Origin of the sequence: Lacticaseibacillus sp. 866-1 (assembly GCF_016861825.1) — a bacterium.
Taxonomy (GTDB): Bacteria; Bacillota; Bacilli; order Lactobacillales; family Lactobacillaceae; genus Lacticaseibacillus.
In genome coordinates this window covers 1-22,193 of the sequence record NZ_BOLU01000029.1, presented here as the reverse complement: position 1 = coordinate 22,193, position 22,193 = coordinate 1, and the positions used below count along the sequence as shown (strand labels likewise).

Annotated in this window: 21 protein-coding genes; 3 read left to right on the top strand and 18 right to left on the bottom strand. The window is 58.7% G+C overall.

The features are described from left to right. Window positions 1-52 precede the first annotated feature (52 nt). Both JUE30_RS09220 and JUE30_RS09215 read right to left on the bottom strand, forming a co-directional pair. Window positions 53-781, bottom strand: a complete 729-nt coding sequence (locus JUE30_RS09220; protein WP_203624600.1) for a DUF4811 domain-containing protein — start codon at window positions 779-781, stop codon at window positions 53-55. Further along, a complete protein-coding gene (locus tag JUE30_RS09215) occupies window positions 778-2,274 on the bottom strand; it encodes an MDR family MFS transporter (protein ID WP_203624599.1) in 1,497 nt (498 codons plus the stop codon). Before JUE30_RS09215 ends, JUE30_RS09220 begins: the two co-directional genes overlap by 4 nt. Before the next feature lie 119 nt (window positions 2,275-2,393). On the opposite strand from JUE30_RS09215, the gene JUE30_RS09210 reads away from it, so the two are divergent. Then, the gene (locus tag JUE30_RS09210; RefSeq protein WP_239061395.1) at window positions 2,394-2,822 is read left to right on the top strand and encodes a MerR family transcriptional regulator; all 429 of its coding nucleotides are present in this window, start codon (window positions 2,394-2,396) and stop codon (window positions 2,820-2,822) included. A gap of 73 nt (window positions 2,823-2,895) precedes the next feature. Here the strand turns inward: JUE30_RS09210 and JUE30_RS09205 are convergent, their stop codons facing one another. The 12 genes from JUE30_RS09205 to JUE30_RS09150 all read right to left on the bottom strand — a co-directional run bounded on the left by JUE30_RS09205 (window position 2,896) and on the right by JUE30_RS09150 (window position 15,521). Next, window positions 2,896-3,849 (bottom strand): alcohol dehydrogenase catalytic domain-containing protein, encoded by a 954-nt coding sequence (locus tag JUE30_RS09205; protein WP_203624598.1) that lies wholly within the window; start codon window positions 3,847-3,849, stop codon window positions 2,896-2,898. Window positions 3,850-3,988: 139 nt separating this feature from the next. Next, window positions 3,989-5,404 carry an MFS transporter gene (locus JUE30_RS09200; protein ID WP_203624597.1) on the bottom strand — a complete coding sequence of 472 codons (1,416 nt, stop codon included), beginning with the start codon at window positions 5,402-5,404 and terminating at the stop codon, window positions 3,989-3,991. 18 nt (window positions 5,405-5,422) lie between these two features. Next, window positions 5,423-6,094, bottom strand: coding sequence for an HAD-IA family hydrolase (locus JUE30_RS09195; RefSeq protein WP_203624596.1), 672 nt, complete (start codon window positions 6,092-6,094; stop codon window positions 5,423-5,425). Between the two features lie 333 nt (window positions 6,095-6,427). Then, entirely contained in the window at window positions 6,428-7,195 is a 768-nt protein-coding gene (locus JUE30_RS09190; protein ID WP_203624595.1) for a Cof-type HAD-IIB family hydrolase, read from the bottom strand. Further along, window positions 7,188-7,877, bottom strand: a complete 690-nt coding sequence (gene pgmB, locus JUE30_RS09185) for a beta-phosphoglucomutase (RefSeq protein ID WP_203624594.1) — start codon at window positions 7,875-7,877, stop codon at window positions 7,188-7,190. Before pgmB ends, JUE30_RS09190 begins: the two co-directional genes overlap by 8 nt. A gap of 10 nt (window positions 7,878-7,887) precedes the next feature. Beyond that, the gene (locus JUE30_RS09180) at window positions 7,888-10,608 is read right to left on the bottom strand and encodes a glycoside hydrolase family 65 protein (protein ID WP_203624593.1); all 2,721 of its coding nucleotides are present in this window, start codon (window positions 10,606-10,608) and stop codon (window positions 7,888-7,890) included. 227 nt (window positions 10,609-10,835) lie between these two features. Further along, the gene (locus JUE30_RS09175; protein WP_374706488.1) at window positions 10,836-12,209 is read right to left on the bottom strand and encodes a S41 family peptidase; all 1,374 of its coding nucleotides are present in this window, start codon (window positions 12,207-12,209) and stop codon (window positions 10,836-10,838) included. A 141-nt stretch (window positions 12,210-12,350) separates the two neighbouring features. Beyond that, the gene (locus JUE30_RS09170; protein WP_125754899.1) at window positions 12,351-12,584 is read right to left on the bottom strand and encodes a YozE family protein; all 234 of its coding nucleotides are present in this window, start codon (window positions 12,582-12,584) and stop codon (window positions 12,351-12,353) included. Continuing rightward, window positions 12,584-13,105: a peptide-methionine (S)-S-oxide reductase MsrA gene (gene msrA / locus JUE30_RS09165; RefSeq protein WP_191988009.1), complete on the bottom strand. Its 522-nt coding sequence runs from the start codon at window positions 13,103-13,105 to the stop codon at window positions 12,584-12,586. Before msrA ends, JUE30_RS09170 begins: the two co-directional genes overlap by 1 nt. Window positions 13,106-13,139: 34 nt before the next feature. After that, window positions 13,140-13,772 (bottom strand): YpmS family protein, encoded by a 633-nt coding sequence (locus tag JUE30_RS09160; protein WP_203624591.1) that lies wholly within the window; start codon window positions 13,770-13,772, stop codon window positions 13,140-13,142. 2 nt (window positions 13,773-13,774) lie between these two features. Next, window positions 13,775-14,623, bottom strand: coding sequence for an SGNH/GDSL hydrolase family protein (locus tag JUE30_RS09155; protein ID WP_203624590.1), 849 nt, complete (start codon window positions 14,621-14,623; stop codon window positions 13,775-13,777). Window positions 14,624-14,678: 55 nt separating this feature from the next. Continuing rightward, window positions 14,679-15,521, bottom strand: a complete 843-nt coding sequence (locus tag JUE30_RS09150; protein WP_203624589.1) for a DegV family protein — start codon at window positions 15,519-15,521, stop codon at window positions 14,679-14,681. Window positions 15,522-15,680: 159 nt separating this feature from the next. Here JUE30_RS09150 and JUE30_RS09145 point away from each other — a divergent pair, with 159 nt between their 5' ends. Then, complete coding sequence (locus JUE30_RS09145) at window positions 15,681-16,322, top strand: hemolysin III family protein (RefSeq protein WP_203624588.1); 642 nt, start codon at window positions 15,681-15,683, stop codon at window positions 16,320-16,322. A 49-nt stretch (window positions 16,323-16,371) separates the two neighbouring features. Here the strand turns inward: JUE30_RS09145 and JUE30_RS09140 are convergent, their stop codons facing one another. The 4 genes from JUE30_RS09140 to JUE30_RS09125 form a co-directional block, all read right to left on the bottom strand. After that, window positions 16,372-16,863: a dihydrofolate reductase gene (locus tag JUE30_RS09140; RefSeq protein ID WP_203624587.1), complete on the bottom strand. Its 492-nt coding sequence runs from the start codon at window positions 16,861-16,863 to the stop codon at window positions 16,372-16,374. An 18-nt stretch (window positions 16,864-16,881) separates the two neighbouring features. Continuing rightward, window positions 16,882-17,835, bottom strand: a complete 954-nt coding sequence (locus tag JUE30_RS09135; RefSeq protein WP_203624586.1) for a thymidylate synthase — start codon at window positions 17,833-17,835, stop codon at window positions 16,882-16,884. Window positions 17,836-17,845: 10 nt separating this feature from the next. Beyond that, window positions 17,846-19,750: an ABC-F family ATP-binding cassette domain-containing protein gene (locus tag JUE30_RS09130; protein WP_203624585.1), complete on the bottom strand. Its 1,905-nt coding sequence runs from the start codon at window positions 19,748-19,750 to the stop codon at window positions 17,846-17,848. A gap of 134 nt (window positions 19,751-19,884) precedes the next feature. Continuing rightward, window positions 19,885-21,063, bottom strand: a complete 1,179-nt coding sequence (locus JUE30_RS09125) for a CCA tRNA nucleotidyltransferase (protein WP_203624584.1) — start codon at window positions 21,061-21,063, stop codon at window positions 19,885-19,887. Between the two features lie 101 nt (window positions 21,064-21,164). Between JUE30_RS09125 and JUE30_RS09120 the strand changes: the two genes are divergently transcribed. Further along, window positions 21,165-22,043 (top strand): YitT family protein, encoded by an 879-nt coding sequence (locus JUE30_RS09120; RefSeq protein ID WP_203624583.1) that lies wholly within the window; start codon window positions 21,165-21,167, stop codon window positions 22,041-22,043. Window positions 22,044-22,193 lie beyond the last annotated feature (150 nt).

The following is a 22,193-nucleotide window of genomic DNA, read 5'->3' as shown; positions in this document are numbered from 1 at the left end:
CAATGGCCGGCAGCAAAAAAGCCGTGTCTTCTCAGACACGACTTCTTCAACCTTAATATTTGGCTTGAATCTGCTTGATCAGCTTGGCCATCGCCTGCTGCTGAGCCTTGGCGGTAATCTGCTTGACCAGCTTCTGCTGATCTGCCTTACTCATCGAAGGATTCTTTTGCATCGCCGCGGCGACTTGCGCCTGAATGGCTTGGCCCATCGCGGCCTTTTGTGCGGCACTCGGGTGCTGCATGGCTTTCGCCTGCTTGCCGAGGGCCTTGGCCTGCTTAGTGGTCAGGTTGTACCAACCCTTGGGCAGCGAGAACGTGTTGGTCTGGCTGACCAGCAAGTGATTGTTCTGGTTGGCAAACAGCGTCGAGTAAAATCCTGACTTGTACACCCACTCGGTGCGGCGGACTTTCATCTGCGCCACGTTATCAGACGTTGAGACGACCTTGTTGTGAATGTCGTAGTCCGCCTTGGTGTGCGTGGCCTTGCCTTTTTGGCTAGTCTTGTAGATGACCACGCTGTGCTTGCCGGCGGTGCCGATGTTCTGATGCAGCAGCAGTTTCAGCTGCGGACTCGGCGATGCGCTGTAAATCACCTGCGTGGTTTCAGTGGTAACTTTTTTCATCCCGACGTGCTGGGCATCGTTGGTCTGGATCAGCGCGATCGAGCCCAAGAGAATGACCAGGAAAACTGCGCTGAGGCACGTGCGCAGCCAGGAGTTCTTCATCAGCATGAAGCTGAGGAACAGCAAGGCGGTGCTAATGATCAGTATCCATAGAATCATTTTGCCGCCTCCTTTTTAGCGTCAGACTTGAGGTCAACCTCAACGGAACCCGTCTTCTGGTTAAGGAAGAATGCCAGCAGCCAGCCGAGGGTCGAAAAACCGATCGCGAACCAGAACGCCGCGTGGTAGCCGTTCAAGGTCGCGTTGAAGAACGCGTGCTTGTAGGCCAGCGGGTCGGACGTGAGGAGTGACTTGGCCGGCTTGGACGCGTTGGTGACGTCGCTGAGCACGGAGATCATGATCGCGGTCGCAATGGAGCTGGCGATCTGCCGCACCGTGTTGTTGACGGCGGTGCCATGGGCGATCATGTTCTGCGGCAAGGCATTCATGCCGTTGGTAGTCAGCGGCATCATCGTCATGGAGATCCCGAACATCCGGACCATGTACAGCATTGTGATGTAAATCGACGGCGTGTTGGCCGTGACGAACGCATAAGGCACCGTCGCAATGGCCAGCAGGAACAGGCCCAGTTGCGCGAGGCGCTTGGCCCCAATGCGGTCAAAAATGTTCCCAGTGACCGGACTCATCAGCGCCATCATGATGGCCCCAGGCAACAGGGTCAGCCCAGATTCCAGCGCCGTTTTGCCGTGAATGATCTGCAGGTACATTGGAATGACCATTTCGGCCCCGACCATCGCCATGTTGGCAATGGAACCCAGGATCGACGACAAGGTGAAGATTTTCGTTTTGAAAACCCGCAGTTCCAGGAACGGCTGGTCCAAGTGCAGCTGCCGGTACGTGAACAGCGCGATCACCAGTACGCCAACGATGATGGAGCCGTAAACGATCGGTGAGCCCCAGCCCTTGTCGCCGACTTCTGAGAAGCCGTAAAGCAAGGCGCCAAAACCGATGGTCGACTCGATGAGCGAAAGTACGTCGAGCTTCGGGTTGCGGTCAGGCAGCACGTTCGCCATGAAGAAGAACGAGCTGATCAAGACCAGCGCCGCAACGGGGATGATCATGCCAAACAGCATCCGCCAGCCGAACTGGTCGATCACCCACCCGGACAGCGTGGGCCCGATGGCGGGTGCAACCCCGATGGCGATGCCGGCGACGCCCATGGCGGCCCCGCGCTTTTCAGGCGGGAAAATCGTCAGCATGATGTTCTGCAGCAGCGGCATCGTGACGCCGACGCCGACCGCCTGGATCAAGCGCCCAGTCAGCAGGATGCCGAAGTTGCCGGCAACATAAGCGACGATCGTCCCAATCAGGAACGTGCTCATCGCAAACATGTACAGAATTTTGGTCGGCACCTTGTTCACCAGGAACGCGGTGACTGGAATCATGATCCCGTTGACCAGCATGAAGCCCGTCGTCAGCCACTGGACTGTCGAAGTGGAAATATTGAACGTATTCATTAAGGTCGGATACGCGGTTGAGAGAATGGTCTGATTCAACACAGTGGTGAAGGTCCCCACGAGCAGGGTGATGATCATCATCATCGCATGGATCGGTTTGCCATTCACATCTTTAGCATTTTTAAGACTGTCCATATGATGTTTTAGGCTCCCTATCTAATTTTTTGTTACACGAATATAACATTGTGTTATAATCACAAGTGAAAATATTACGTCAGTTGTGTTTACATGTCAATGGTATAGGAGGAAAAACTTTGGATGAATTCAAACGTCAGGTCCAAGACCTTGACGTGTCAATGGGCATCGGCGAAACCAGCCGCGTCACTGGGGCTACGGCCACCCAGATCCGGTATTGGGAGAAAAAAGGCATCGTGCACCCGATCCGCCACGGCGAAGGGCAAAACAAGCGGTACAGCTACCGCGACATCGTGACGATCAGCTTCGTCAAATCGATGATCGACCAGGGTTACACGCTGGCCAAGGCGGAACAAGACGCCGCCACCCACTTCACGTTCGCCGATGCCCTGCAGATGATCGTCAAAGAGCGCGTGCATCTTGCCGCCCAAACTGCGCATACCCTGACGCTAAACTTCGGGCCGCTGGACAATGATCCCGGCTACGACGTGGTGGCCGAAGTCGGCGATCAAGTGACCCTTAAGCGCGTCCCCCACCAAGCCAATTAATCAATGATCGATAGCAAAAAATTGCCGTCTTCTGCATCGTGCAGAAGACGGCATTTTAGCGTCTAGGGTTGAATTAAAGAAGGACGACCACTTTGCCGAAGCTGTCCGGCTCATCCAGCGCCGCCTGGGCCTCACCGGTGTGGGCCAGATCGAAGGTCTTGCGCGGTTTAACGTCGATGTGGTGATTCTCGATCAGCCGCATCATGTTGGCAAAGCGCTCCGGGGTGATCTCAGCACCAGAGCCGAACGAGGTCAAAGACGCCCCGGTGGGAATGACGAACGGGTCAAAGTCCGGCACCGTCCACTGATTGGCCAGACCGCCGACCAGGCAGCAGTACCCGCGCGGATTCAGGTGCGAGAGCGAATCCGTCAGCGTTGCCGTCCCGACCAGTTCAATTATGGCGTCGAACTTGCCATCAGTTTGCACCTTGCCGTCCTCATCGAGCACCGGCTCGTCGCACCCGATGGCTTTTAGCGCCGCAAATTTTTCTTGGTGGCGCGTGGACCCGGCAATCTTAATGGTTGGATCCATCGCCTTGGCCAACTTGATGGCCGCGCTGCCGACGCCGCTGGTCGCCCCACGCACGAGCAAACTGTGGGCGAGGTCAAGGTGCGCATTGTGCAGCGCGCCGTACGCGGTGAAGTAGGTCTCGGGGATCGCGGCAAATTCGGCCCAGCTGAGACTGGTGGTCACCGGCAAAATGCTTTGATTCGGCATCAGCACGTACTCGGCATAACCGCCGTCAAACGCCCGCCCCATGCCGCCCATCAGGCAGGCGACCGTTTGACCGACTGGCAGGTGAGCGGCGTCGGTGGTGTCCGCAATTTCACCGACGCACTCGATGCCCAAGATCCGCGGGAACTTGACAGTCGGTGACTCGCCATTGCGAGTGAAAATTTCCGACCGGTTGATGCCAAAGCCTTTGACTTTGACCAGACTCCAGCCAGGTTTGACCTGAGGGGTCGGCACCTCTTTAAGCTGCAGTGCTTCCGGCCCGCCTGCTTGTTCGATCACGATTGCTTTCATGCTGACTGCCTCCGTTCTCAATTAGTTTCACGCCTATAGTGTACCACCCGCGGTAAAGTACCAAGAAGGCAGCCTGCACCTCGCCCACTCCGGCTACTGCGGAGCCCCGTCGCCTCGGCTGGCCTCGCATTGACGTGAATCAGCCGGCTTGGCGAAACACCCGCCACCGCGGTACCGTCAGCCCAAGCACCACGGCCGCGGCCAGCACCAGGACCGTCGCAATGCCCATTGCCAGGTGCATGCCGCTGATAAACCACGCTGGGTGGGCCGCCGGGAACGTGGTGATCCGCCGCCCGGCCAGGGTGCTCATGCGGGTAAACAGCGTCGTGGTCGCGGCGCTGGTGCCGGCGACCATCCCTAGGTTGCGCGCCAGTGCGTTGACACTGCCCGCGACGCCCAGTTGCGTGGAATCGGCGACCGACATCACGAGGTCCCCGATTGGCGACTGAAAGATCCCGCTGCCGATCCCCAGCATCACCGTGATCACCACAAAGGCCCACAGTGAGCTGTGCAGGCCGAGCAGCAAGTAGCCGGCACTCCCGAGCGCAATCAGCAGCACGCCGCTCAAAGCGACCGCAGCGGCGTTATAACGGTCGGCCAGCACGCCGCCCAGCGGCGCAAAGAACACCATCATCAGCGGGTACAGCGTCAGCAGCGCCCCGGCGGTGCCCGGCCCGAGCCCCAGCGCGTCCTCGAGGTAAAACGGCATCAGCACGGTCGTGAAGAACTGCGCCATGAAGACGAAGAACACCGAGAGCACCCCCAGTGAAAACAGTCGGTTGTGGAAAATCGTCAGCGGCATCAGCGAGTTTTGGTTGCGGCGGTCCCACCACCAGAAAAATAGCAAGGCCGCCGCCGCAGTGATCAGCAGGCCCATCACCCCCGGCGTAAGCCCCTGGGTCTGCAGCAGATTCAACGACCAAAACCCGGCCCCGATCGCCAGCGCCTGGGCAGCTGCGCCCAGCCAATCAAAGGTCGACCGCTGCGGCTGCCCGTTGCCCATCGCCCACAGCGCAAGCCCCAAAGCGACCAGGCCAAATGGCACGTTGATCCAGAAAAGCACTGGCCACGCTGCGACCGCCAGCACCAGTCCGCCAACGGCCGGGCCGGCGACACTGCCTAGCGCGACAAAGGTGCCAACGAAACCCATCGCCTTGCCGCGCTCCCGCGCCGGGAAACTCGCCGTCACGATGCCGTAAGTATTGGCCAACGTCATGGCCGCCCCGGTCGCCTGCACGATCCGCGCCACCATGAGAAAGGCAAAGCCCAGATCAATGCCCGCCATCACCGACCCTAAAATGAAGCCCGCCGTGCCCCACTTGAAGATGCGCGGCTTGCCGATCAGGTCGCCCAGCTTGCCGAATGGCAACAGCAGTGCCGTTAGCACGATCAGGTAGACCGATGTCGCCCACACCATTTGGCTGGCCGGCACGGCGAGGCTTTTGGCCATCACCGGCACCGCAACGTTGACGACCGACCCATCCAGATTGGTCATGAAGGCAAAAAAGCCCAGCGCCGTCATCGCCCACCAGCGCTTACTTGCGGCGATTTCCATTTAAATTCCCCCTGACCTTTAACTCAGCTGGGCCCGCAGATTTGCCAATGTCAGCTCCCGGGTGCTCGGCACCACCAGCGCCGCCTCCTTCAAGATCCACCGATCACCAATGCCGACCGATAAGGCCCCGGCCGCGTTGATTGCCTCGATCCCGGACGCCGCGTATGAGATGCCGATACAGTCCGCCGGCGCCGAGCCAATGCTGGCAGAGGCCTTTAAATATATTTCTGGATTCGGCCTTTCCTGAATGAACATATCTGGGCAAATCCGATTTGGAAAATACTGGGATAATTCAAGCCTGTCAAGTACCACCGGGACGTTTTTCGACGCGGAGGCTAAAGCCAGGAGAAACCCGTTTGTCTTCAATTCGGCCAAAAATACCTTGATTCCCGGCAGGGTATCAGCCGGGGTCAGGTTTGCCACCAACTTGAGAAATCGTTCATTCTGATGGTTGGCAAGGAATGCCTCAGCCACCGCATCAAACTGATCAGCTTCACCTGAGTAATCCAAAATCATCCCGAGCGTATCAAAGCGGCTGCGGCCTTTCAATTGCACCTCGAGTTCATCATCCCAGGGCAGCTGAAGTGAGGTCGCGAGCTGGTGCCAAGCCTTCAGATCTAAGCTTGCCGTATCGAGAATCACCCCGTCCAGATCAATGAGAAAACCACGAATCTGCGCAAACTTCACCATTTGGATCACCCCAATAATTGATGAGCTCATGGTAGCAGAATTTTTTCTCCCTGGCGCTTCAGACGACTCGTTGCCGCGTGAAAAAAACGTGTCCCATGTCAGATTGCAGGCGACTCGCCTAATACTTGTTTAGCTAATTGCTTGACTCTGGGCGACAGCAACGTGATCATCTTGGTCAACGTCGCGTTGTTAGTTTAGCCGTCATCGGCAGCGCCATGTTGACTACCAAGCCGGCGTCCTTGGTCATAAACGCAAAACGGCCGGGTTGAAGACTCAGCGACAGATAGCAAAACAGGAGCACACTTACTGTGTGCCCCAGTTGTATTAGCCAATTTAGATCAATTGGAAGTGCCGCAGCCCTTGGCCAATGCCGTCATGCATGTTATCGCCGGTCACGTATTCGGCCAGGGCCTTCATTTTCGGATTGCCGTTGCCCATCACCACGGGGTGATCGACCAGCTTCAGCATCGGCTCATCGTTCAGCTCATCGCCAAAGCCGTAAGTGGGAATGCCGGTGAGCCCCGCCTCGGCCAGTAGTTTCAGAATGCCAGTCCGCTTGGACACGCCGGCCAGCATGGTGTCCAGGCCGCGCGGATTATTCCGTACCAGGTCCAGCTGACCGGCAAACTGCCGGTTGTACAGGGCTTCCTTGTCCGTGTTGAACACGAACATGAAGTTGACCTCGTGGGTTTGGTACCAGTCCGGGTTCACCTTAGCGTCCAGCTTCAGCAGGGCAAAATTCTCGCGGGTAGCCGCAGTTTCTCGACTCAAGGCAAATCGGCGGTTGTTGAACCACGCCACCGGATCGCCTTGCTTTGCGGCAAAGGCGTTGAACGCCTCGATCAGCGGCGTCGGGATCACCGCCGCGTCCAGCTTGCGGCCTTGGTACTGGACGTAACTGCCATTGGCCGAGACGATCGAATCAATACCGGTTTGATCCAGCACATACTGAATCTCGAAGATGTTGCGGCCAGTCGCGACCACCGGCAGCACGTCATTTTGCCGCAGCTGCTCGATGGCCGTCAGCGTGCTTTTGGCCAGTAACTTATCATCGCGCAGCAGCGTGCCGTCCGAATCGAAAAAGACAACTGCTTTAGGCATGCACATCGCCCTTTTCCATCGCGGCCTTGATGTTGGGCAGGGTCAGCTCGGCGGTCGAGGGAAAGACGATGGCGGCCTCGTGCAGCTCTTCAGCATCCCCGATGCCGACTGACAGTTCACCGGCCGCGTTAATGCCCTGAACGCCCGCGGCCGCGTCTTCAATGCCGATGCAGGCCTCAGGCGCGACAGCGATACTCTCGGCGGCCTTGACGAAAATTTCTGGATCCGGCTTGCCGTGAGCCAGCGTCGCGGGGTCGACGATGTGCGGGAAGTACTCGGTCAGTCCCAGGTTCTTCAGCACCCGCGGCGCGTTTTTCGACGCGGAGGCCAGCGCGAGCTTGTAGCCGCCAGCCCGCAAGGCATCCAGAAAGTCCTGGATTCCTGGCAGGATGTCGGCGGGGGTCAGCGTGTCGACCAGCTGCAGGTACCGCGTGTTTTTCTCGGTGGCCAGCGCTGCTTTTTCCGCCAGCGTGAAATCATGTTGCTTGCCGCCGTGCTTCAAAATCAGATCAAGCGACGCCATTCGGTCAATACCCTTCAGTGCGTCGGCCAGCTCATCGTCCCAGCCGGCACCCACCTTTTCGGCGATTTGTTTCCAGGCCTGCGAATGAAATCGCGCCGTGTCCGTGATCACGCCGTCCAAATCAAAGACGGCGCCTTTAATTTGCTCAAATGTTGTCATGAAATGCCTCCTAACGATAGTCGACCGTGACTGCTTTACCCGCGGTCAACGCGATTGGCTTGTCTGCCACCTTGACTTGCAGATCCTGGTCCGCCTTCAGCGTGAGGGTCTGGTGATCAGCTGTGACTGCCACCGCTGCGCCCTGGAAGTGCAGCTGGTAGTCCAGCTGCTGCCACTGACTTGGCAACTCCGGCTCAAACCGCAGCTGCGAGCCTAGCAGATTCGCGCCGCCGTACAGGGACTCCTCAACATACAGTGTCGCCCCCATCACGCCCAGGTGAATCCCTTCGGCGGTGGTGCCGCCTTGAATGTCGTAGTAATCCGAGAACAGCGCCTGATGGAACAGCTGCCACGACTGGTCGCGGCGGTTGTCCATGCGCGTGAGGACCGCGTACACGATCCGCGACAGCGTCGAGCCGTGCGTCGTCCGCTCCAGGTAGAACTCCAGGTTCTGGGAAAAATGATCCGCCGGCAGCTGGTAACCCATGTCGGCGATCAGGCCCTCGATGGTGGCCGGATCCAGCAGGAAGTACGCCATCATGGTGTCGGCCTGCTTGGCCACCTGATACGCGTCCGGCGTTTTGCCTTCCGCCTTCAAGATGCGGTCGATGCGCGAAATATCGCCGTACTTTTTCTGGTACGCGTCAAAGTCCAGCGTCGGCAGCTTGAAGTAGCCGGCGAACTGACCGATGATGCCGTTGTCGTTGACGTCCAGGGTCAACTTGCGCCGCACGACATCGAGCTGAGCGAAATCATGCGCGGTAAAAGCGGCCCGCTTGGCGGCGGCCGCATATCCGTGCTTGGCGAATCGCGGTTTCAGCTGGCCGATCAGCTGAAACAGCCATGCCGTCATGATGTTGGTGTACGCATTGTCGGTAAGGCCGGCCTCGTCGCTGTTCGGATAGCTTTCGTGGTACTCATCCGGCCCCATCACGCCGCTGATGTGATAGCGGCCGGTGGTCTTATCCAGCGTCGCCATGCTGAGCCAGAACTTCGCAACCGACAGCAGCAGCTCCAGGCCCTGATCTTTCATGTACTGGTCGTCGCCTGTGATGTGCCAGTACAGCCAGGCGTCGTAGGCCACCGCCAAGGAGACATGGCGCTGGCGCCGCGAGTTGTCCGGGTCCCACTGGTTGGTCAGCGGGTTCAGGTGGACGAACTGCGATTGCTCGTCGCCTTTCATCCCTGACTGCCACGGGTACATCGCGCCTTGTTTGCCAATGCTTTGCGCATACGCGCGCGCCGCCGGCAGCCGCCGGTAGCGGTAATCGAGCATCGCCTTGGCAATTTTGGGCGCGTGGGTCGCGTAAAACGGCATGACGAACATCTCGTCCCAGAAGACATGACCGCGGTAGGCCTCACCGTGCAGCCCGCGGGCCCCGACCGAGGCGTCAAGCTGATTGCTGGCCAAGGCCGCGCCTGACACGAACAGGTGGAAAATGTTGACGCGGGTCAGCTTCTGGCTGATGGTGTCGCCTTGGATCGCAATATCGTCGCCTTGCCAGACCTCGCCGTAAAATGCCGCGGTGCTTTTTTCGGTATCGGCAAAGCTGACTTCATCCAGCTCATCCCAGACGGCGGTATCAAGCGGCGTCTCGCCGCTTTCTCGACTGGTGAACAGCGCGACCAGCTTGTCGATCGTGTAGGTCTTGGCCGGCTCGACGGTCAGGTCCACGGTTTGGCGAATCGCCTTGGCGCCGGTGGTGGTTTTCACCTGCTCGCGCAAGTCGCGGTTGGGGCTAGTCAGCTTGCTGCCGATGGCAAACGCAATGCCGGAGTTTTTGGTGGTGCCGGTGAGCAGCGCCTTGTTGGCCGCACTGGCCATGCCCGTCACGGTGATGTGGTGCTGGTCGAACTGGTTGTAGCGCGCCACGTTTTTGTTCACGACGTCGCCGTCGATCGTGCCGTAAACCTGCACGCTGCCGGCAAAATTCAGCGGCGTGAACTCGTAGCGAATCGCGAGCCGGTGAAAATGGCGCATGTCCGCCACCTTGGTTGCGCGCACCATCATTTGATGCCCGGTGCCAATGGTCACCATCAGCGTCGTCGTCAGCTTGCCGGTTTTCAGATCAAGGCTGCGGTAACTGTCGGTGATGTCACTGTGGCGAATCTGGAACGGGTTGGCATGGTCGATGCCGATGGTCAGCGCCTGCGGGTTCGGCAGGTTGACCAGGTCCTCGTTGACCACGTCGCGGCCGTTGACCGGCGTCGTGTTCTGGTTGTACACGCCGGCCACGTACAGGCCCGGATAGTTATCGTCATCCGCGCGGCTTTCCACATAGGCCCCACGCAGGCCATAATAGCCGTTGCCGAGCGTCAGCATCGCCTCCTGCCCAAAGTTGCGCTTGCCCTGATACTCGCCGTAATAATCCAAGTGCCAGCTGTTGTACGTCTGCTTGGCTTTAACGGCCTGGTCCAGGCCGTCCTTGGTCACCGTCGGCCGCGCCAGCACCGGCACGTTGAACAGGTTGGTCAGCGCCAGCCCGATGTCGATGCGCTGGTGGTTCAGCCCCACGACCGTGTCGGAAAACGGATAGGTCAAGGGGTTCTCGATAATGATGGCGTCAAAGCCGACGCCGACTAATTTCACACGAATGTTTTCAAGGTTTTCGCCAATTGACTGGTCCGGGTCATACCGGATCACAATGTGCCGCGGCTGCATCTCCGCGTTTGCTTGAGGCACATCCATTTCAATGGCGTCCGTCAAGATCTTTAACGAGATTGTTCTCATTTAATCATCCTTTCAGAAAAGGGTACAAGATTATGTTAACTATTTTCGTTCCAAACGTCAAACTTGGTCAAACCCTGATTGTTTCCTGAGGTTACTTTAATCGTAGCAAACCCAGCCGCCAAAAGCCGGCCTGAGCCCTCGCCAAGTGGCAGCGTTGGCTGATGGCAACCATTAGCCGGACATGCAAAAGCGCCCCGTTTCGACTGTGCGAAACGAGGCGCCTTACTTTACTTGTCTAACTGTTTGACCGCGGCCGCCATGGCCGTGTCATCGTTTTGCAGCTTAGCGGACAGCAGCGTGATCAATTTGGTCAGCGTTGCGTCGTTGGTTTGACCGGTCACCGGCAGGCGGTTGTCCTGCTGGAACTTCTGGACCGCCGTTTGCACGGTCGGGCCAAAGTAACCGTTGACCGTGCCAACGTCGTAGCCCAAAGCGGCCAGCGAGGTCTGGAGCGACTTCACATCGGTGCTTTCGTCGCCCAGCTTCATGTTCGCGGTCGCAAAGCCGGCGATCTTGGCCCAGGCCGGATAGTCGGCCTTGATGGTCGGCGTCAGGCCCTTGTGGTTGATCCAGGACCCGTTCGGTGTCAGCCACTTGGCAATCGTCAGCTTGACCTCGGCGTTGTCGCCAAGCTCCGCAACATTTTGCACGGTGCCCTTGCCGTAGCTCTGGCTGCCGATCAGCGGCACCCCGGCGCTTTGGTTCCAGGCTGCGGCCAGAATCTCGGAGGCCGAGGCAGAATCGCCATCGATCAAGACGGCGATGGGCTCGGTGATCTTGAAGCCCTCATCGTAGCCCTTGCCGGCCTTGTAGACCTGCGTCTTGCCGGCGCGGTCTTGGACCTTGACGATGGTCTTGCCGTTCTTCAGCCCCATCGACGCCATCTTCAGCGCCGTGTTGAGCTCGCCGCCGCCGTTGCCCCGCAAATCCACGACGAACTTCTTGGCGCCTTCCTTGCGCAGCTTTTTGACTGCGTTTTCGAACTGACCCGCGGTCGGCTCGGAGAAGGTCGCGACGGTGATCACGCCGACGGACTTGTCGGTTTGGTTCAGCGCCGAGGTGACGGTCGCCTGGGTGATCCGCGCCCGCGTCATCGTCACGGTTTGATCGCTGCTGTCGCGGCGGATGGTGACCTTGACGCTGGTGCCGATCTTGCCGCGGATCTTGGCAACGGCCTCCGTCACGGACTTTTTCTCAACGGACTTGCCGTTGACCGCGATCAGCTGGTCGCCTGCGCGCAGCCCCGCCTTTTTGGCCGGACTGGTCGGCTGGACGCTTTGCACCATCAGCTTGGTGCCGTTTTGCTCGATCGTGGCGCCGATCCCGCCGAAGCTGGCGGACATGGTGTCATCCAGATTCTTCTTATCCTCGTTTTGCAGGTACGTCGAGAACTTGTCGTCCAGGCTTTCCATCATCCCGTTGATCGCCCCGTTGGCCAGCTTGGTCGACGAAATCGGCTTGTAGTAATTGGCCTTGATGGAGTTGTAAGTGCCGATGACCTTGTAAAAGGCCGGCGGCACCGTGATCTTATCACCGGGGTTGAGCTCGGGGTGCAGCGCGTAGCCGAGGCCGCCGCCGACCAGCAGCGCGACCACAGCAATCAGGGCCGTCGCCCACTTGGAAAAGCGGTACGACGGGCGCTTTTTGCCTGGTTCCGGGGTCGGCGTTGGCGTTGGTGTCGGCTTGGGCGCTGGGGTCGGCGTTGGGTTTGGCTGCTGATTTTCTGGGTCGTTATCCATACTTTAGTTCCTTCCGACGTGTTCGTGGCTCAGGTACATGTTGTACGCCTCGTCAAAGACACTCATGCTCGGCAGATAGCCGGCGTTCAGCTCCAGGTAATTGGAGAGCTTTTCAAAATCAGTTTCCTGCTTGGGAAACGCCTGGTCCAAGAAGGCATTTTGCGCAAAGTTGGCAATTTCACCGTGGTCATTCGGGTTGCGCAAAGTCATCAGGTACTGGTAAAAGGTTTGGCGCATTAGGCGTCCCTCCAGTTTTTGTCGATGAATTCCTGACGCTGCTGGTGCTCCTCGGCAAAGCGCCGCGGGTTGTGCGCGTAAAACTGCTGGTGCTCGGGCTCGGCCTCGTAAAACGGCTTGGCGTCCTCGATTGAGGTCACAATTGGCTTGTCGAAGCGGCCGCTGGCTTCAAGCGCCGCCTTTGATGCCTCGGCCGCCTTGCGCTGCGCCTCGTTGGCGACGTAAATCACCGGCCGGTAATTGTCGCCGCGGTCTTGAAACTGACCCATGGCGTCGGTCGGATCGGTTTGCTGCCAGTAAGTGTTGAGCAGGTCCTCATACGAAACGACACTCGGGTCATACGTGATCCGCACGGCCTCGGTGTGGCCCGTCTCGTGGGCCTTGACCTGCGCGTAGGTTGGGTTGGCGACATGCCCGCCGGTGTACCCGGACACCACGTTCAAAATGCCTGGCTGCTCCTCGAAGGGCTTGACCATGCACCAAAAGCACCCACCTGCAAAAATTGCTGTTTCTGCCATCACAATTTCCCCCTTATCTCACACTCGAGCCTGCCGCTTACTTTTTCGGCAGGTAAACCGAGAAGTCGATCTGCGAGTTAGGCAGGTCGATCTTGGTGGCCTTCAGCTGCATGCCGTTAGCCATCTTGAATTTGTTCAAGTCTAGCACAACCGTCTTCTGCTTGCTATTCATCCTGACCCAATTGGGCAGTTTGTAGTTGCTGGCAGCGTAGCTCATCACGTACAAGATCGGCACGGGCAGGCTGCCGACGTTCAGCCGGCGGGCCTTGAGCTCGACGTTGCCGTTTTTCAGGACCAGCGGGTCAAACAACAGGCTGAAGCCGACTTTTTGGCCGAAGAACTTGAACGACCCGCCGAGCACGGCTTGATCCGCCAAAGTCAGCGAGTACTTCACGTTGCTGCCTTTTTGAAAATCGTTCAGGTAATAAGAAATAATCTCGTTGGCTTGGCGCTTGGTCAAGGACACGGTCATCGCCGGGTCGCCAGTCGTGGTGTCTTGCGTCGAGTAACTTTGGGCGACCGGCGTCAGCACCGAATGACCCAGCCAGAGGCCGGTGCCAAGCATCAGCCCGATCAGGATCAGAAATGCCCACTGCCACAGGTTAACGCGGCCGCGGGCCCGTGTGTTTTCAGATTTGGTGGCCCGTTTGCGGGTCTTTGCTTCTCGCATACTTATTTCTCCCAGGATTGCTTAGTTGCTTGCATCTTTTTCCAGAGCTGCGACGTCATCAGCGCGTACCCGGCGTTGTTCGGGTGAAAGTGATCCGACTCGAAGATCAGCGGGTTCTTACTGCTGCCCGACATCGCCGCCTCAAGCTTTTGCTTGTCAGACTTGCTGTTGGCCTGCGTGCCGGTACCCTTGGTCAGCACCGAATCGATGTCGACATAGTACATGTGATCAAAGCCGCCCAGCGCCGCCTGCGTCGCACCATTCCAAGTCTTCACGCTGGTGCTCATTGCGGTCAGATTGGGAAAATAGACGTAGAAGGGATTGTAGACGCCAAATACGTACACCGGCGCCTTCGGGTTCAGCTGCCGCAGCGCGGTCAAAAGACTGGTCAAATGGCGCTGGTAAGTGGCTGCGCCGTCGGTGACGTCCTTCGTCGAAATCGACAGAAGGTTCTTTTGCAGCACGTGCATCAGGTCGTTGCCGCCGACCGTGACGGTCAAAATGTCGGCGTGCTCGACATCGGTGCGCAGCTTTTTCTGCTTGTTCACGCGCTTGAGGATCTGCGTGCTGGTGTCCCCGGTCACGCCGTAATTCGCGGTGTCGACCTGGTAGACGCCGGAGCTTTCCAAGTCGCCTTTTATCAGGCCGACATAGCCGCCGTTGTTGGTCTCATCGCCAACGCCGTGGGTCAGGGAATCCCCAACCGCGGCCAGGCGCAGGGTCTTGACCTGCTGCACCTGCCCTTTGAGTTGAATCGGCTGCGCCTTGGGCCCCGCCACCTGCCAGATCAAGAACGTGACCACAGCCGAAGCGAGGACGATCAAGACACTTAACCACCAGTGTTTTTTCATGGGTCCTCCTTTAACTAAAAAAAGAGCCGGGAAACCCGACCCGAATGTATCTATTTTAGTCGACGTAGTACGTGATTGCAAAGGCCCCATCGCCGGTGTGCGTGGCGATCACCGGATCAGTTGGCCGCACAAGCAGCTCCGCAGTTGGCAGCGCGGCCTTGACCTTGGCGCCGATTTCCTCGGCGAGCTTTTGACCGCCGGCGTAGGACACGCCAACACTCTTGACGTTGCCGAGCTTGGCCATTTGCTGAACCGTTTTATCGGCGAAGTTGACCAGCGTCTTCATGCCGCGGCCTTTTTGCAGGGCCTTAAGCTCGCCGCCGGTGACTTCGAGGATCACCTTGATGTTGAGCAGCGAGGACAGCATCCCCGACACGCGGCTGATGCGGCCGCCCTTGACCAGGTTGTCCAACGTGGACACGCCCATCACCAGCTTGGTGTGGTCGCGGATCTGTTCCATCCGCTTGATCACGTCGGCCATCGGCTTGCCCGCCTGGACCAGCTTGGCGGCCTCGATCACCTGGAACGCCAGCGCGCGGTCGGTGAACTGCGAATCCACCACCGTCACCTTGCCCTTGCAGAGCTCGGCAGCCTGGCGTGCGGAGTTGACCGTGCCGGAAATGGCCTCAAGCATGTGCACGGCCAGCACCTCACTGCCGTCAGCGGTCAGGTCGTTGAACACATCGAGAAAAGTCCCAATCGCCGGCTGGGAGGTTTTCGGCAGCGCTGAGGCCGCCGCCATCTTATCCATAAACTCGGCGCGCGTGATGGTCTCACCGTCTACATACACGGTGGAATCGATCATAATCGTCAGCGGAATGACGTGAATGTCGTACTTCGCGATTTCTTCCGGGGTCAACTGAATTGATGAATCCGTCACCAGTTTGATGTTTGCCATTTGAGCCACGCTTTCTGTAGGTAATTTTGCACTGGGTTCAGTATACCAAAGCATGCCCCTATTTGTCAGTAACAGGGCACTTAGTTTTGAACACTAGATAAGATTGTTTTGCCATCTTCATCATGGTATTATAAACGTAAAGAACCAGGGAGGTTGCCGATGCAATTGAGTAAACCATTTAAGTCAACGTATTATAATTTCAATGACCAGATGCTGAGCGCTGTCACCCACGCGTTTGCGCTGGGCCTGGCTGTCGTCGGCACGGTTGCCTTAGCCTTCAAGGCCACCACCACGCTGCGGCTGGTCACCTTCCTGGGGTTCGGTTTTTCGCTGATCATCTTGTACCTGGGCTCCACGCTGTTTCATGGGTTTTACTTCACCAAGGCGCGCCATGTCCTGCAAGTGATCGACCACTCCAGCGTCTTCATTTTGATTGCCGGCTCGTACCTGCCCTACTGCCTGGTCGCCATTGGCGGACCGCTGGGCTGGGGGCTGCTGGCCGCGATCTGGCTGCTGTGCGCCGCCGGCATCGCGTACAAACTCTTCTTCCTCGGCCGCTTTCGTGGCGCAGAAACGGCAATTTACGTGATCCTGGGCTGGATGTGCCTGATCGGCATGCAGCCGCTGTGGGCGCACCTGGGCCGCATCGGCTTCTGGCTCCTGGTGGCCGGCGGCGTGGCTTACACGGTTGGCGCGCTGCTTTACTCGCAGAAAAAAATCCCATACATCCACGTCGTTTGGCACGTGTTTGTCATGATCGGCTCGGCCTGCATGTACGCTTCGATTTACCTGTTCGTTTGAGTTTATACAGCAAATGCCGGCGCGGAGAAAATTCCGCGCCGGCATTTTTTTATGACTTGCGTTGCCAGGTCTCAAACACGTGGGTCTTGCGCGGGTCAGGGTCGATGACTTCGCGGCTGGCCACCTGTTTGAAGGCGGCCCAGTCCAGCGCAGGCATTTTGACGTCGCCGGTGAAGGTCCCGGCCAGCTTGGTCACGTACAGTCGGTCGACGATGTCGGCATAGGCGGTGAAAATCTGGGCACCGCCCACGATCATCAGGTGCTGTTTGGGGTGCGCCGAAGCAAACGCCAACAGCGCCTTGCGGTCGTGAATCACGACGGCACCAGGGGCTTGATAGTCTGCCCGGCGGGTCAGCACGATATTTGTGCGGCCGGGCAGCGGGCGCTTCGGCAGACCCTCGTAGGTCGTCCGCCCCATCACCGTCAGCTGGCCGAGCGTGAGCTGCTTGAACTGGTGCAGGTCATCGGGCAGGTGCCACGGCAGCTTGCCATTTTTGCCAATCGTGCCGGCTTGGTCCTGCGCCCAAACAAATGCGATCATCGTGTCCTCCTGTGGTGATCAGACGGCGACCGGGGCCTTGATGGCGGGATACGGGTCGTAGTCTTTCACCTTGATGTCTGCCATGGTCAGCGTGTCGATGGTTTTGCCCGGCGTCAGCACCAGCTGCGGGCTGTTGCGCGGCGTGCGGCTGAGCTGCTCGGCGACCTGGTCGACGTGGTTGGTGTAAATGTGCGCATCCCCAAACGTGTGGATGAATTCCCCGACCTGCAGCCCAGTTTCCTGGGCCACCAGGTGGGTCAACAGCGCGTAGCTGGCGATGTTGAACGGTACGCCAAGGAACATGTCGGCGCTGCGCTGGTACAACTGCAGCGAGAGCTTGCCATCATTGACGTAAAACTGGTACAGCGTGTGGCACGGCGGCAGCGCCATGGTGGGCACGTCTTCCGGGTTCCACGCCGAAACGATCAGACGCCGTGAATCAGGCGTTTTTTTGATCGCCTCGATCACGTTGCCCAGTTGGTCGATGGTGTCGCCGCGGCTGGTTTCCCAGGCGCGCCACTGCTTGCCGTAGACGTTGCCCAGCGTCCCGAATTTTTTGGCGAAGGCTTCGTCTGCCAAAATTTTATCATCGAATGCCTGCATTTGCGCCTGATAGACCTTGGCAAATTCCGGGTCCTTGAGCCGGCGCTGGCCGAAGTCGGTCATGTCCGGGCCCGTGTACTCACGGGATTCGACCCAGCGCTCGAAAGCCCACTCGTCCCAGATGTGGTTGTGGTGCTGCAGCAGAAAGCGAATGTTGGTGTCGCCGTGCAAAAACCACAGCATCTCGCTTTTGATCAGCCCAAATGGAACCTTTTTCGTCGTCAGCAAGGGAAACCCTTCGCTGAGGTCAAAGCGCAGCTGCGCCCCAAAAATCGAATAGGTCCCGGTCCCGGTGCGATCGCCTTTGAAATCCCCGGTTTCCATGATCTGCTTGAGCAGGTCCAGGTATGGCTGTTCTGTGACTGGCATCGTCTTCCTCCTAATCTGACACGTACTCATCGAGTGCGGCAAAGCGGTCAAACATCTTGTCGAGCGCGGCGTTTTTGTCGTCGATCTGCTTTTGGATGTCGCCCAGCTTGACGTAATCCTCGCCGCTGATTGTGCCCATTTCTTTTTTCAGCGCCGTGATTTCATCGTCCAGCGCATCCATTTTCTTCTGCAAGTCGTCGTGCTCGATTTGCTCCGCGTAGGTCAGCTTGGTTTTCTCGGTTTTTTCGGCGGGCTTCGGCGACGCCGCTTGCGGCAGCGGCTTGGCCTTAGGACCGGCATCCTGCTGCTCGTCTGCCCGCATTTTCTTCAGGTAGTCGGTGAACAGGCCAACATGGCGGTCGATGCGCCCGTTGCCTTCGAAGAACAGCAGGTTATCGGCCACTTTATCCAGAAAGTAGCGGTCATGCGAAACGGTGATGATGGTGCCCGGAAACTGCCGGAGGTAATCCTCCAGCACGGTCAGCGTGGCGACGTCAAGGTCGTTGGTCGGCTCATCGAGCAGCAGCACATTCGGCTGGCTCATCAAGATCCGCAGCAGGTACAACCGACGTTTTTCCCCACCGGACAGGCGCGAAATCAGCTCGCCGTGCATGCTGCGCGGAAACAGGAACTGCTCCAGCAGCTGGGTGACGGAAATGCGCTCACCGGCATTGGTCACCAGCTCCTCGCCGGCTTCTTGCAGGTAGGCGATCACGCGCTTAGTCGGATCCAGGTCAACGGCCAGCTGGGTGTAGTAGCCCAATTTGACCGTCTCGCCGAGCACGCAGGTCCCGCTGTCCAGCTTGACCTTGCCGGCGATCACGTTCAGCAGCGTCGACTTGCCGGCGCCGTTGAGTCCCGAAATGCCGATGCGCTGGCCCGGCTGCACCAGCCAGGAGAAATCGTTCAGAATGCGGTGGTTGCCCAGCGTCAAGTTCGCGTGGGAAAATTCGATGACTTTCTTACCCAGCCGCGTCGACGCGACTTTCATCTCCACGGTACCGTTCTGGGCCGGCTGGCTGTTCATGTTTTCCTTCAGCTCGTCAAAACGGTTGATACGCGCCTGCTGTTTGGTCGTGCGGGCCTGCGCGCCGGCGTGCATCCAGTCGAGCTCCTGCTTGTACAGCTGCTGCTGCTTGTGGGAGCTGGCGGCGTCGCGCTCATCGGCGGCCGCCTTTTGTTCGACGTACGCCTCGTAGTTGCCGGTGTAGCGGTGCAGCTGGCCGCGGTCGAGCTCCCAAATCGCGTTGGTGACGTGATCAAGAAAATAACGATCATGGGTGACGACCAAAAGCGCGCCCTTGTATTTGGCCAGGTAAGATTCAAGCCAATCAATGGAGTCAAAATCCAGATGGTTGGTCGGCTCGTCCAGCATCAAGAGGTCCGGCGCTTCGATCAGCACCTGAGCCAAGCCGACCCGCTTCTGCTGGCCGCCGGACAGGCTGCCGATGGTCTGGTTCAAATCCGAAATGTGCAGCTGGGTCAGGATCGTTTTAATGTTGGTCTCCGCGTCCCAGGCGTCCAGCTGCGTCATTTTGGCGTCGGCCTTGGTGTAGGCCTCCTGAGTGGCCGCGTCCATGGGCGCCTTGGTGTATTCGGCCAGCGCCTGCTCGTAGGTGCGAATGGCCGCAAACACCGGCGAAGTCCCGCCGTAAATCGCGTCCATGATTTGCTTGTCTGGATCCAGCGCCGGCTTTTGTGCCAGGTAGCTGATGCGGTAATTTTTCGGCGTGGTGATGTCGCCGGCGTCAAACGGATCGGTGCCGGCGATGCCATTCAGCAGGGTCGTTTTGCCAGTGCCGTTGACGCCAATCAGGCCGATGCGGTCGCCTTCGTTAATCAAAAAGTCTAAATCAGTGAACAGTTGCTTATCGCCGTACGCTTTGCGCACGCCTTCCGCAGTCAATGTTTGCATAGTCATCCTCGCTTCTTCTGTCCACCATCATAACATGGAATTTGGAGAGTGAAAATTGCGCCGCTTCGCCTAGAACGCGCAAAAAGGCGGCCGGATTCGCCACCTGGCCGTCAATTAAACGTTTACTCACGACATTATTCCTTTGCCGCTGCCAGCAGCGCCTGCTGGTCATTCGGCAGCTCCCCAAACACGACGGCACGTTCCAGGCGGTTCAGCGTCTGCCCCAGCTGGGGCCCCGGCTTGAAGCCGCTGGCCATCAGCGTTTTACCGTCAATCGCCAGCTCTGCCTTATCGTGAATCGGCAGCGCCGCGTAGGCCGCCTGCGCCTGGGCAACGTCGAAACTCGCATCCAGCGCGCGCCGCGCCGCAAACGCCACCTTGGCGGCTGCTTCACCGGCCTGATACAGCGCCCACGCGTCGGCGTCAGGCAGCTGGGCCAACAGCTGAGCGGCACTGGCGGTCAGGCGGATCAGGTCGTTGGCCTGCTTCCAAGCGCGGAGCAGCTTTTCCGCGTTCAGGCCCGTCAGATGCACGAGCAGGGTCCAGCCGATTGCAGGCGCCGTAAATTGCGGCGCCGTCAAGGCAGCCAGCTGACGCAGCGCCGTGTCCTGACCTTCAAGCTTCGGCGCGTACGCGTACAGCCCGGTGTCAATGAAGGTCGCGAGGCCCGCCTGGCGGTCCCGCCCCAGCAGCAGCTTGGTGAACTCGGTGGCCGTGCGTTCGACGGAAATTTTGCCCAGCAAGGCCGCATTGGTCGTAATCGCACTTTCGGTGGCCGGGTCGATGGCAAAGCCCAGCTGGCTCTGGAAGCGGACAGCCCGCATCATGCGCAGCGCGTCCTCGTGGAAGCGCGCGTGCGGGTCACCGACCGCCCGCAGCACCTTGTGGTCAAGGTCGGCCAGGCCGTCGAACAGATCGATCACGGTCCCGTCGTGGCGCACTGCCAGCGCGTTAACCGTGAAGTCACGGCGCTTGAGGTCCTCTTTTAGGGAACGCACAAAAGTGACATGGTCGGGCCGGCGGAAGTCCTGGTAGCCGGATTCGGTTCGAAACGTGGTCACCTCATAGCCGACGCCGTGGTGCAGCACCATCACCGTGCCGTGCTGGATGCCAGTGTCGACGGTGCGGGGAAAAATCTGCTTGATTTCCTGAGGATAGGCGGAGCTGGCGATGTCGACGTCGTGGATCGGCAGCCCCAGCAAGGCGTCGCGCACACTGCCGCCGACAAAATAGGCCTCAAACCCTGCCGCCTCAATTTTTTTCATGATGGGGATTGCCGCTTGGAAATCCGGATGACTCAAATCGATTTGCATGTCCTCGCTCCTTTTTCTCCCCTCCATCATAGCAAACTCACCGCACCCTGACTAAGGTCTGGTAGTATAAGGGTGATAAGTCCGTTCAAGGAGGGGCCGCGATGACGAAAAAAACACAGCGAATGGTGATGGATCTGGCGCTGATTACACTGGGGTGCGCCTTGTACGGCTTCGGCCTGGTCACCATCAACATCGCCAACCACCTCGCGGAAGGCGGCATCACCGGTATCACGCTGCTGATCCGCTACTGGTGGCACATCGACCCCGCCTACTCCACCCTGGTCCTCAACATCCCGCTGATTATCGTCGGCTATAAATTCCTCGGCAAGCGCGCCTTAGCTTACACGATTTACGGCACGGTGATGCTGTCGGTGTTCCTGTGGGTCTGGCAGCGCGTGCCGGTCAGTTTGGACATTCACCACGACCTGTTCATCGCCGGGGTGATGGCCGGGCTGTTCGGTGGCATCGGCAGCGGCCTGATTTACCGCCGCGGCGGCACCACCGGCGGCTCGGACGTCATCGCGCGGATTTTGGAAAAACAAACCGGCATTCCGATGGGCCGCTCGCTGCTGGGCTTTGACGTGGTCGTCCTGCTGGCCAGCCTGTCCTACCTGAACCTGGAACGCATGATGTACACGCTGCTGGCCAGCTACGTCTTCTCGCGCATCGTCGACTTCGTGCTGGAAGGCGCGTACGCGGCCAAGGGCGTGCTGATTGTCTCCGACTCGTCTGAGGCAATCGCCAACGCCATCATGAATCAGCTGGAGCGGGGCGCGACGTACCTCAAAGCGGAAGGCGGCTTTGCCCGCGACCAAAAGCGCGTCGTCTACGCGGTCGTTGCCACCACTGAAATTGCCGCGGTCAAGCGCATCATCGACGACATTGACCCCAAAGCCTTCATCACGATTTTGGACGTCCATGAGGCGCTGGGCGAAGGCTTCACGTACAAGCGCAAACCCAAGCGGCTGTTTCTCAGCTGAGCATGACAAAAGCGGCTCTTCGTCAAGTGAAGTTGAACATAATTTATGAGAGTATCTAGACCTTAATTGGTCTAGGTACTCTTTTTTTAAGCCGCCAGGTTGTGGGCTTTGGGGTTAAACCAGACACGCTCAAGGAAAATACGGTTGATA